The sequence below is a fragment of the Arthrobacter sp. GCM10027362 genome (genome assembly GCF_042679445.1).
Classification (GTDB): Bacteria; Actinomycetota; Actinomycetes; order Actinomycetales; family Micrococcaceae; genus Crystallibacter.
The window spans coordinates 1-11,316 of the sequence record NZ_JBHTML010000140.1; the positions used below are offsets into that span (position 1 = coordinate 1).

The following is an 11,316-nucleotide window of genomic DNA, read 5'->3' on the forward strand; positions in this document are numbered from 1 at the left end:
AGGAGGACGCCATCCTCGCGCTGCTGGACGGGCGCGGCGTGCAGTACACCACCTGGGAGGGCTGGCTGAAGCTGGACGCCCACGAGAAGGAGCTGGGCGAGGCCGCCGGCACCGTGGAGACCTCCCGCGGCCCGGTGGTGCGCGAACGCATCAAGGTGGTCCCGCGCGAGCACATGGTCGCTGTCTCCAGGCCTGCCGGAGCCGCGGCCCTGCAGGCAGGCTCGGTGCTCTAGACGGTCTTCCCGCCCCGGGTGCGTGGTCCGCGGGCCGGACCACGCACCCGGCGGCTGCACCGCTGCGCAGGCGCCATCCGGGCCCGCGCGGAAGCGCGGATGGGACGGATACCGGGGGAACCGTCCACGCGGGCAGGGAACGCGCAGGCCTAGGCCCGTTCCTCGATCCCGCACCAGCCGGCAATGAACAGCGCGATGCTCTTGGTGATCCGGCGCACCGACTCCACCGAGACGCGTTCGTCGAACCCGTGGATCGCCTCCGAGACCGGGCCGTACACCAGTGCCGGGGTGTCCGCGTAGAGGGCGAAGACCCGCCCGTCGAGGTAGCCGGGGGTGGTGAAGCTTTCCAGGTCGCGGCCGAACACCTGCCCGTGCGTGCGTTCGAGCAGGGCCTCGGCCGCGCTGCCCGGCTCCAGCACGTAGCCCTCGGCGAAGAAGCCGGTGCGGGTGGCCTCGGCGTGGATCGGGGCCTCGCCGCGGCCCAGCCCGGCCAGGCACTCCTGCAGCTCGGCCCAGGCCGCCTCGGCGGTGGTGCCCGGGTAGATCGCCGCGCGCACGTCGAACTCGCACCAGGCCGGCACGCTCGAGGGCCAGTCCCCGCCCGCGATCCGGCCGAAGTTGAAGTTGATCGGATGGTCCAGGTCCTCGAAGTAGCGGTGGGATGCCCGGTCCGCGTTCCACTTCGCTTCCACCTCGCGCAGCGCCGCCATGGCCGTGTAGGCGGCGTCGATCGCATTGAAGCCGGATCCCATTTCCCGCACGTGCGTGGGGCTGCCGGTGACCCTGACCTTGAACCAGAGCACGCCCACATTGGCGCGGACCAGCATGTCCTCCTCGGGCTCGGGGATGATCACGGCGTCGGCCCGGTAGCCGCGCAGCAGCGCGGCCAGCGAACCGTTGCCGGTGCATTCCTCCTCGACCACGGACTGGAAGTGGATGCGCCCGGCCGGGTCGAACCCGGCGGCGCGGACGGCGTCGAACGCGAACAGGTTGGCCGCCAGCCCGGCCTTCATGTCGCCGGCGCCGCGGCCGTACAGCCAGCCGTCGATGATCGGGGCGTCCCAGGGCGAGCGGGACCAGGCCTCGGCCGGGCCCTCGGGGACGACGTCGACGTGGCCGTTGAGGATCAGGGACCGGCCCCGTTCCGCGGCCGGGCGGTAGGTGCCCACCACGTTGGTCATGTCCGCGTACGGGACGGTCACGGGGCCGAAGCCCTCGTGCGTGGCGAGCTCGGCCGGATCCAGCTCCCAGCGGTCCATTTCCAGTCCGCGTCCGGCCATGGCCGCATACAGCAGGTCCTGCGCGCTGCCTTCGCGGGTGCGCAGGGACGGGTGCCTGACCAAATCCTGGGTGAAGGCGAGCTGGGCGTCGAAGGCGGCGTCGACGGCGTCGAGGATGCGGCGGGTCTGTTCTTCAGTGGGCATGTTCTCCTCCGGGAAAGGCGCGGGGGAGCCGTCCGCCGGACGGCTCCCCCAGGTCAATGGCTGGGTGTCAATGGCTAGGCGTTCGCGACCAGCTGCTTGTCCTGGACCCGCAGGCGCTGGCCGAGGAACCCGCCGACGGCGGTCAGCAGCGCGATGATGGCCAGGATCAGCGCCGCACCCCAGGACTGGTTGCCGGAGACCCCGAGCATGGCGGTGGCGACCATCGGCATGAAGCCGCTGGTGGCCCCGGCGATGTTGTAGCCCAGGGCCACGCCGGAGTAGCGCAGCTTCGGCGGGAAGAGTTCGGTCAGCAGGGCGCCGTTGACCGCGTACGCGACGGCGATGAGCATGATGCCCAGGGTGATCGCCAAGGTGATCAGCAGCGGGGACTTCGTGTCGATCATGGCGAACATCGGGAAGGCCAGGACGGCGGTGACGATGCCGCCCCACATGGTGACCTTGCCCGGGCCGACCTTTTCGGCCAGCCGGCCCATCAGGATGGTGACGACGATCTGGGCGACGGCGGCGATCAGCGTGGCATTGACCATGACATTGCGGTCCACCCCGAGGGTGTTGGAGCCGTAGCTGACCGCGAACGTGGTGATCATGTAGAAGCCGCCGACGCCGAGCAGGGCGGCGAGCACGGCGACCACCAGGCGGCCGCCGGCGTGGCGGAAGACGTCCAGCGCCGGCACCTTGGCGGTTTCCTCCTGGGCCAGCAGGTCCTTGAAGATCGGCGACTCCTCGACCTTCAGGCGGATCCAGAGCGCGATGAGCAGCATCGGGAAGGCCAGCAGGAACGGGATGCGCCAGCCCCAGGCGTCGAAGGCCTCGGAGGGGAAGAGCAGCACCAGCGTGAACGCGGTGGAGGCGAGCAGGGTGGCCACGGGCGAGCCGATCTGGACCATGGCGGCGTACCGGCCGCGCTTTTCGGCCGGGGCGTGCTCGACGGCCATGGTCACCGCGCCGCCCCATTCGCCGCCGACGGCCAGGCCCTGGACCAGGCGCAGCACGGCGAGCAGGACCGGGGCGGCCAGGCCGATGCTGCCGAAGTCCGGCAGCAGGCCGATCAGGCCGGTGGCGATGCCGATCATCACGATCGTGGTCAGCAGCGCCGGCCGGCGTCCGTAGCGGTCGCCGATGAAGCCGAAGAGGACGGCACCGATCGGCCGGGCGGCGAAGCCGACGCCGAAGGTGGCGAAGGAGGCCAGCAGGGCCGCGGTGGGGTTCAGTTCCGTGAAGAAGAGCCGGTTGAAGACCAGGGCCGCGGCGGTGCCGAAGAGGTAGTAGTCGTACCATTCGAGCGCCGTCCCGACAAAGGCGGCGCGGGCGATCTTGCCTGCGTCCTTGCCGGAGATGACCGGCGGGGCGCTCTTGGCGCCGGGAAGTGCTGGCGACGTGGTCACTGGAGGGGCCTTTCGAACTGGGAGAGGTCTGCATCGCGGATCCCCTGGCGGTCCGGAGGCGGGGGCCTGACCAGCGCGGCTGGGAGAAGGCGCTGGCGGGACGCACGGGCAGATGGAAGTGTCTATCCGAGAATAGGCGGGTGGCAATGCCCCAAACAATGACAATATTCACCGGGTTTTCGGCATAAGTTTGGGCAAATCCACAATCTAGCCGTGGGGTTGGTCCCCTAAGCCGTCATAAAGGCTGAGGGCGACGAGCGCGCGGGCGGCTTCCGCCGGCACCGTCAGGTCGAGCCCGATGACCTCCTGCAGGCTGTGCAGCCGGTTGACCACGGTGTTGCGGTGGCAGTACAGCTCTTCGGAGGTTTCCTTGATCGATCCGGTCCGGGCATAGCTGCGGGCCACCTGCAGCAGGCGCTGGCGTTCATGCGGCGTGCACTTATCCAGGGCGGCCCGGGCCGGGGCGGCAAAGCCCGGCAGCTTCTCCTCGAGCAGTTCGCCGGCAATCCCCATCCAGCTCTCCTCCACGGTGGCCAGCCCGGCGTGCCGGCGGGCCGCCAGCACCAGCGCAGCGGATGCCGCGGCAGGGACGGCTGCCAGTCCCTGCACCGCGTCCAGATAGCCGGCGGGGAAGCCGGGGGCCTCCTCCCGCCAGGTGCGTCCCTTGCGTTCGGGGCGGAAGAGGTACACGGCGTCACCGGCTTCGTACACGTATGTGCGGCGGTCGGATTCATACTGGCGCTGGGCCTGGGCCGCGCCGTCGCCGACGGCCGCGAGCACTTCGAAGGTGTCCGCGGCCTGGACTCCGAGGGCGGCGGCAATGTCCCTGACCTCCTCCGGATCCTCGGATTCGGCGCGGAAGAGCCGGGAGAGCAGGCGCTGCCGGTACAGCTGCTTGTTGCGCGCCAGCAGGGCCTCCTCTTCGGCGAAGGCCTGCTGGATGTTGCTGATGTAGCCTTCGACGCTGTCCAGCACGCGGTCCATGTTGGCGACCAGGACGCTGATGCCGTTGTCCCGGGCCACCCGCTCCAGCCCCTTCCAGAGCACCCGGAAGTCATTGCGGACCGCCTCGAGGAAGGCATCCAGGGGCACGCCCTGCCGGGCGCGGCGTACCGCCACGTCGCGGGGGAGCGTGCGCAGGTCGGGCGGCAGGTCCAGGCCGGCGAGCTGGAAGAGGAACATGTCCATGGTGTCCACGGCCGTCCGGTACACGTCCTCCCGCGGCACCGGCGCCCCGCCGTATGAAACGGCGGAAAAGCGCTGCAGGAAGTCCCTGACCAGCAGGTCCCGCTCCTTCCACAGCCGCTCGATCAGCCGCGTCCACTCGGGCTCGGACGACGGTCCCAGCCGGAAGTCCCGGGCAGGGGCGGGCATGGGGTAGATGGCGTCGCCGTGCTCTGCGGTCATAATCCCATTTTATGCAAATGCCAAAATATGCACCCCAAAACGGCGGCTTTTGTCGATTGAAAGCGCCATTATTCCAGAGTTGAATGGTCTGCGAGGGCGCCGCTCCCCCCAAAGCGGCGGACCTTACCTCCCGGCGCCGGGAGACCTTTGATCTAAGAGGATTTATGTTTGCCGACTTGTTGATCCGCAACGCCCGTATACTCACCCAGGACCCTGCGCACCCCGAGGCCGGCAGCCTGCTCATCCACGGCGGCAAGGTGCTCGCCGTGGACCCGGACGCGGACCTTGCCCGCCGCGCGGCCCGGACCATCGACGCCGCCGGGGCCGCCGTGGTGCCCGGCTTCAACGATGTGCACGCGCACAGTGTGTGGTTCGGGCTGGGGCTGATGGAGGCGAACCTGGGCGCGGTGCGGAGCCTGGAGGACGTCTACCGGGTCGTCGCCGAAGCGGCGGCGCCGCTTGCCGCGGACGAGTGGGTCATCGCCTCGGGCTTCAGCCCGCTGCTGCTTGGCGGGCAGCAGCCGGACCGGGACCGCCTGGACGCCGCCGCCGGCGGCCGTCCGGTGTGGATCAAGCATTCCTCCGGGCATGCCTGCACCCTCAACGGCGCCGCCCTGGCCCGGGTGGCCGAACGCGCCGACCTCGCCGCGCCGATTGACGGCGGAGTCGTCGCCGCGGACGAGACCGGCCGGCCCACGGGGCTGCTGGAGGAGAACGCCATGCGGCTGGTCCAGGACCTCATGCTGCCGTACCCGCTGGAGACCATCGAGCGGGCGCTGGATTTGGCGACCACGCACTACTTGTCCGAAGGAATCACCAGCGTGACCGACGCCGGCATTGCCGGCGGCTGGATCGGCTACTCGCCGCGCGAGTTCGCCGCCTACCAGAACGCACGCGACAAGGGCCTGCTCAGCGTCCGGATGCAGCCGATGATGGTGCTGGACGCCCTCCACCGGGTGCCCGGCCACGCCAGCGACCCCGAATCCCGGGGCCTGGACGCCGGCATCCGCTCCGGCCTGGGGGATGACTGGCTTCGGCTCGGCTCGGTCAAGATCTTCAGCGACGGATCGCTGCTGGGCAGCACCGCCTACGTGACCGAGGAATACGTCGGCTGCCCCCACAACCACGGCTACCTGCAGATGGACGCGGAGACGCTGCGCGCCTCGGCGCTTCAGGCCTACCGGGCCGGCTGGGCAATCGCGATGCACGCAATCGGCGACCATGCCGTCGACCACGCCATCGACATCATCACCGAGGCCCAGGAAACCTACGGGCCCGCCGCGCTGCCCAACCGGATCGAACACGGCGGCGTGGTCCGCCCGGAACAGCTGGACCGGATCGCCGCGGCCGGCATCGTGCTGGTGCCGCAGCCGCACTTCATCACCGAATTCGGCGACGGCATGGCCCGCCTGCTCGGCCCCAAGCGCACCTCCTGGTCCTATCCGGCCAGGAGCCTGCTGGAGCGCGGCGCGGTCCTGCCCGGCAGTTCGGACCGGCCCGTATCCAACGGCCGGCCGCTGGACGTCATGCAGTCCTTCGTGCAGCGCCTGACCCCCTCCGGGGCGGTCTACGGCCCGGACGAGAGGATCACCGCGGCCCAGGCCCTGGCCGCCTACACCACCGGCTCGGCGGCCGCCACGGGCACCGCGGACACCAAGGGGCGCCTCGCCCCCGGATACCTGGCGGATCTGGTGTTCCTGGACCAGGACCCCACCGCCGTCGAGCCTGCACGCATTTCGGCCACGCAGGTCCTGGCCACCATGGTCGGGGGCGAGATCCGCTTCGGTGCGGAAAACTTCCCGGCACGGGCCCAGGCAGGACTGGCGGCGGCATCCATGGGAAAGGACAGCGAATGAGCACTACCAACACCGGGTTCCTCGAAGACTTCGCGGCCATGTCCGGCTTCGGCGCGACCCCCGGCGGCGGCGTGGACCGGCAGGCCGGCACGCCCGCCGACCACGCCACCCGGAAGTGGTTCGGGGACTGGCTCGCCCGGCACGGCTTTGCCGAGAGCCTGGACGAGGCGGGCAACCAGTTCGGCACGCTCGACCTGGTCCCCGGGGCCCCGTACGTGCTGCTTGGGTCCCACCTGGACTCCCAGCCGCTGGCGGGCAGGTTCGACGGCGCCTACGGCGTGCTCGCCGCAGCGCACGCGGCCGCCCGGGTCGCCGCCGAAGCCCGTGCCGGGGAACTGGAGCCGGTCTGCAACCTGGCCGTGGTGAACTGGTTCAACGAGGAGGGCAGCCGCTTCACCCCCAGCATGATGGGCAGTTCCGTCTTCACCGGGAAGCTGCCGCTGCGGGACGCCCTGGCCACCACCGATCCTGCCGGGGTGACCGTAGCCCAGGCCCTGGCGGCCGGCCACCGCCGGCCGGACGCCAGTGCGCCGGTGCTCGCCGACGTCGCCCGCTACGCCGAAATCCACATCGAGCAGGGCAGGAGCCTGGAGGAGGGCGGCACCCAGGTCGGCATCGTGGACCGCACCTGGGCGGCCAGCAAGTACCGCGTCACCGTCGACGGCGCGCAGTCGCACACCGGCTCCACCCGGATGGAGGACCGCCGGGACGCCCTCTACGGGGCGGCGCTGGTCATCTCCGCCGCACGGGACCTGGCCGCGGAATTCGAACCCGGCCTGCTGCACACCTCGGTGTCGGAGATGCACGTCCTGCCCAACTCGCCGGTGACCATCGCCCGCCAGGTGGTCATGAACCTGGATCTGCGCTCCCCGGACGAGGACGTGCTGGCCCGTGCCATGGACCTGCTGGGCAAGTGGATCGGCGCAGCGGAGGAACGCTCCCGCACCGACATTGCCCTGGAGCTGACGCACCGCTGGGGGCTGGTGGCCTACCAGCCCGAGGGGGTGGCGCTGGGCAGGGCCAGCGCCGAGCGGCTTGGGTTCCGCCACACCGAGATCATGACCGTGGCCGGGCACGATTCGACGAACCTGAAGGACGTGGTGCCGACGGTCATGCTGTTCGTGCCCAGCGTGGACGGCATCTCGCACAACGAGGCCGAGTACACCCGCGACGACGACGCGCTGCGCGGCGTGGAGCTGCTCACCGAGGTGGCGCGCCGGCTGGTCCGCGGGGACCTGGCCGGCCTGGAGCCGGAGCGCCCCGGGCGGTAGGGCCTGCTGCCGCCGGACGGATACACCGGTAGGCTGGGCGCATGCGCCGAGCCAAGGTCCTGGCAATCATCCTCGCGGGCGGTCCGGGCGGCCGGATGGGGGTACTGACCGACCGGCGGTCCAAGCCCTCGCTGCCGTTCGGCGGGCACTACCGGATGATCGACGTTCCGCTGTCCAACGCGGCACACAGCGGGATCACCGACGTGTGGGTGGTGGAGCAGTACCTGCCGTTTTCGCTCAACGACCACATAGCCAACGGCCGGCCCTGGGACCTGGACCGCACCGACGGCGGCCTGCGCATCCTGCCGCCGTACCAGGGAGCGGCCGGGGAAGGGTTCTCGGAGGGCAACGCGGATGCCCTGCACCGGCAGGCGGGGCTGATCCGGGACTTCGGCCCGGACCTAGTCCTGGTGCTCAGCGCGGACAACCTGTACCGGATGGATTTCCGCGACGTGCTGGACACCCATGCCGCAGCCGGTGCGGACCTGACCATGGTGACCACGCAGGGCGGCGGGGATCTGTCCCGCCACAGCATCGTCGAGGCCGGCGGCGGGACGGTGACCGGCTTCGAGTACAAGCCGGACAAGCCGAAGACGGACCTGGTGGCCGCCGAGGTGTTCCTCTACCATGCCGAGGTCCTGCTCGAGACGATGGACCGCCTCGCCGGCGAGGAGGGGCTGAAGGACTACGGGGACAAACTGGTCCCGTACCTGGTGGAGCATGCCGCGGTCGCCGAGCACCGGCACCACGGGTACTGGCGGGACCTTGGGACGGTGCCCAGCTACTGGGAAGCGCACATGCAGCTGCTGGACGGGACGGGCTTCAACCTGCAGGACGCCGGCTGGCCCATCCTGACGGCCGGCCCCCGGCTCATGCCGGCCTCGGTGGCTGCCGGGGCCCGGATCGAGGACAGCCTGGTCTCCGCCGGTTCCACCGTGCGCGGCACGGTGGTCCGCAGCCTCGTGGGCCCCGGCGCCGTCGTCGAGCCGGGGGCGGTGGTGAGGGACTCGGTCCTGCTGGCCGGGGTACGCGTGCAATCCGGGGCCGAACTGGTGCGCGTGGTTGCCGATGACCGGGCCGTTATTGGCCCACATGCCCAGGTGGGCGGCGAGGATGCGCTCACCGTCCTGGGGCAGGACAGCCAGGTGACGGCCGACAGGTTCGTTGCCGCCGGGACGGAGCTGGAGCCGGACGGCAGCCGGTAAGTCGGGCCGGCAGCGGTGCCGGCCGTCAGGTCAGTCCGGCCAGGAACGAGCCGAGGGCGCGGTTGAACTCCTCGGGCTGCTCGAGGCTGGGGGTGTGGCCGGCGCCGTCGATCGTGGCGAGGGTGCTGTGCGGCATGAGTTCGTGCATGCGGGCGGCGGCGCCGCCGTCGAACGCGTCGTCCGCGCCGGCGATGACCAGGGCCGGTACCTCCACGGCGCGCAGCGTGTCCGTGAAGTCGCGGCGCTCCGCCCGGCCGCGCATCGCGGCGGCGGAGCCGGCGGCGGGGGAGCGGCGGATCATCTGCAGCACCTTGTCGGCGACCTCGGGAAGCTTCTCCACGTTGTATGCGGCAATCATGACGCCCAGGACATCGGCGGCGTAGCCGTGCATGCCTTCGGCAATGAGGCGGTCCGCGGTGGTGTGGCGGCGGCGCCTGCCCGCGGTGTCCTCGGCCTGCGGGACCGTGTCCACGATGACCAGGGCGCGCACCCGCTCCGGATGGGAGTGCTGGATTTCCATGGCCACCTGGCCGCCCATCGAGTAGCCGAGCACCACGGCCCTGTCGATCTCGAGCCGGTCGAGCAGCCCGACGGCGTCCGCGGCAAACTCCTCGGTGTAGACAATGCCGGCGGTGACCTCGGATTCGCCGAAGCCGCGCAGGTCCGGGGCGATGACGCGCCAGCCCGCGGCGGTGAAGCGCTGCACCTGCCCGTCCCACATGCTGCGGTCGAAGGCGTGCCCGTGCAGGAGCAGCAGCACATTGCCGGTACCGGCGTCCGGGTTCGAGTCGGTGTAGGCGATCGCGGCGTCGTTGATGGTGGCAGTGGGCATGGGCGGGCCTTTCCGGTGCTGCGGTGCGGGTTGGGCAGCACCGGGACCATCCGGCCTGTCCATAGGCGATTCTTCCATGGCAACAGCCACCGCGGCCCGGTGCACCGCCAATAATGGCGGCAACGCGTACGATGGGGATACCGGACCGGAACAAGGGGCCCCATGAGCGAAGAACCGGCGAAGCCCGCACCGCCTGTGCGGAAGGCGACGGCGTCCACCCGGCAGAAGGCTGCCGCCGTGAAAGGCACCGCGGCGCGTCTGGCCAGGGATCCCGAGCTGCGCAAGAAGGTGCGGCAGGTCTGGACGACGGCGGCCAAGCTCTACGGTGTCGCCGCCAGCCCCGAGGCGAGGAAACTGTACCGCGAGGCGCGCGACATCGTGCGGGATACCTGGAAGCACCGAGCGTAAGGCGGCCATTGCCGCAGGCGCCGCGCCGGCCTGCATAGGATGGGACCGTGTCCCCCTCCCAACTGGAATCGGGCTGGCCGCCGGCCCCGCCCCGCACCCAGCGCCTGCTGCACCAGCAGCTGATCGTCACCCTCTACGGCCTCTACGGCGGGGGTGCCGGCGGCGTGCTGCCCGTCGCGGCGCTCGTGGCGATGCTGGCGGACCTGGGCATCGACGGGCAGGCGGCGCGGTCCACGGTTTCACGGCTGAAGTCCAAGGGCATCCTGCGCAGCGTCAAGGACGACGGCGTGGCGCGCTACGCGCTCTCCCCGGACGTGCTGGACCTCTTTAATGCCGACGACGAGCGGATCTTTGCACCGCAGCGCTCGCGGCCGGAGGACCCCTGGTCGCTGGTGGTCTTCTCGGTGCCCGAGACCGAGCGCAACCGCCGCTACGAGTTGAAGGCCGAGCTGACCAGCCTCGGGTTCGGCTTCGTCGCCGCGGGCGTGGCGATCGCGCCCAGCACGGTAATGGGCCAGGCGATGGACCGCCTGGCCGAACGCGGGCTGGACGGCTACGCCGAGTATTTTTCCGGCGACTACCTCAAGGGATCGGACATCCGGGCCCAGGTGGCCAGGTGGTGGGACCTGGCCTCGCTGGACCAGCAGTACGCGGAGTTCCTGGACAGCTATGCGGAGCTCGCGGACTACTGGGAACAGCGGGCAGCGGCCGGGCCGCTGCCGTCCGCGGAGCGCCGGCTGGCCTTCGGCACGTATGTGCCCATGCTGACGCGGTGGCGGAAGTTTCCCTACCGGGATCCCAACCTGCCGCTGGAATACCTTCCCCCGGAGTGGAAGGCGCCCCGGGCCAAACAGGTGTTCCTGGCCTTGCACCGGATCCTGCGGGACCCGGCCGCGGCTCATGCAGAAGAGCTGCTGCGCAGCCGGACCTGACCTCCGGCGCCTGCCAGCCAGTGACGCACCAGCTCCCAGCTGCGGGTGGACGGATCAATCGCGGCCAGATGGTCCAGGCCGTGCGGGGAGTGGAAATCCACCCGGTCCCCGGCCCGGCGGGCGCCGGTGACGAAGTCCTGCGAATGCTCCACCGGCACCCGCTGATCCACCGCGCCGTGGACCACCAGGACGGGAACCCCGAGGGGCAGCTGCCGCACCGGCGAGGCCGCGTCGTACACGGCGGGCGCCTGCTCCGGGGCGAGGCCGAAGAATTCCGCGGCGGCGTCTTCGCCCAGGCCCTCGCGCCAGGTGCGGGCGGCGTCGGTGACCGGGGCCAGGGCG

General features: G+C 70.9%; 10 protein-coding genes and 1 pseudogene. 6 read left to right on the forward strand and 5 right to left on the reverse strand.

Going from position 1 to position 11,316, the window contains the following annotated elements; genetic code table 11:
- Positions 1–233 (forward strand): annotated as a pseudogene (locus ACFQ36_RS16655) (pyridine nucleotide-disulfide oxidoreductase); the annotation flags it as partial.
- Between the two features lie 149 nt (positions 234–382).
- Here ACFQ36_RS16655 and ACFQ36_RS16660 read toward each other — a convergent pair.
- From ACFQ36_RS16660 to ACFQ36_RS16670, 3 genes are all read right to left on the reverse strand, one after another.
- Positions 383–1,657: an ArgE/DapE family deacylase gene (locus tag ACFQ36_RS16660; RefSeq protein ID WP_377015548.1), complete on the reverse strand. Its 1,275-nt coding sequence runs from the start codon at positions 1,655–1,657 to the stop codon at positions 383–385.
- Positions 1,658–1,731: 74 nt separating this feature from the next.
- Positions 1,732–3,063, reverse strand: coding sequence for an MFS transporter (locus ACFQ36_RS16665; RefSeq protein WP_377015550.1), 1,332 nt, complete (start codon positions 3,061–3,063; stop codon positions 1,732–1,734).
- Positions 3,064–3,270: 207 nt separating this feature from the next.
- Positions 3,271–4,470 (reverse strand): helix-turn-helix domain-containing protein, encoded by a 1,200-nt coding sequence (locus tag ACFQ36_RS16670; protein ID WP_377015552.1) that lies wholly within the window; start codon positions 4,468–4,470, stop codon positions 3,271–3,273.
- Positions 4,471–4,634: 164 nt separating this feature from the next.
- On the opposite strand from ACFQ36_RS16670, the gene ACFQ36_RS16675 reads away from it, so the two are divergent.
- From ACFQ36_RS16675 to ACFQ36_RS16685, 3 genes are read left to right on the forward strand one after another with little or no spacing between them, the layout of a single operon-like run.
- Positions 4,635–6,326 carry an amidohydrolase gene (locus ACFQ36_RS16675; RefSeq protein ID WP_377015554.1) on the forward strand — a complete coding sequence of 564 codons (1,692 nt, stop codon included), beginning with the start codon at positions 4,635–4,637 and terminating at the stop codon, positions 6,324–6,326.
- The gene (locus ACFQ36_RS16680) at positions 6,323–7,597 is read left to right on the forward strand and encodes a M20 family metallo-hydrolase (RefSeq protein WP_377015556.1); all 1,275 of its coding nucleotides are present in this window, start codon (positions 6,323–6,325) and stop codon (positions 7,595–7,597) included. The genes ACFQ36_RS16675 and ACFQ36_RS16680 overlap by 4 nt, the downstream gene beginning before the upstream one ends.
- 41 nt (positions 7,598–7,638) lie before the next feature.
- Positions 7,639–8,802, forward strand: coding sequence for a glucose-1-phosphate adenylyltransferase family protein (locus tag ACFQ36_RS16685; RefSeq protein ID WP_377015558.1), 1,164 nt, complete (start codon positions 7,639–7,641; stop codon positions 8,800–8,802).
- Positions 8,803–8,827: 25 nt separating this feature from the next.
- Here ACFQ36_RS16685 and ACFQ36_RS16690 read toward each other — a convergent pair whose 3' ends face one another.
- A complete protein-coding gene (locus ACFQ36_RS16690; RefSeq protein ID WP_377015560.1) occupies positions 8,828–9,634 on the reverse strand; it encodes an alpha/beta fold hydrolase in 807 nt (268 codons plus the stop codon).
- Between the two features lie 162 nt (positions 9,635–9,796).
- Between ACFQ36_RS16690 and ACFQ36_RS16695 the strand changes: the two genes are divergently transcribed.
- Together ACFQ36_RS16695 and ACFQ36_RS16700 are read left to right on the forward strand one after the other, a co-directional pair.
- Complete coding sequence (locus ACFQ36_RS16695) at positions 9,797–10,042, forward strand: hypothetical protein (protein ID WP_377015561.1); 246 nt, start codon at positions 9,797–9,799, stop codon at positions 10,040–10,042.
- Between the two features lie 47 nt (positions 10,043–10,089).
- On the forward strand, positions 10,090–10,974 hold the full coding sequence (locus ACFQ36_RS16700; RefSeq protein ID WP_377015563.1) for a PaaX family transcriptional regulator C-terminal domain-containing protein: 885 nt from the start codon (positions 10,090–10,092) through the stop codon (positions 10,972–10,974).
- Here the strand turns inward: ACFQ36_RS16700 and ACFQ36_RS16705 are convergent.
- On the reverse strand, positions 10,941–11,316 hold a 376-nt coding region (locus ACFQ36_RS16705), incomplete at its 5' end, for an alpha/beta hydrolase family protein (RefSeq protein ID WP_377015565.1). The genes ACFQ36_RS16700 and ACFQ36_RS16705 overlap by 34 nt on opposite strands.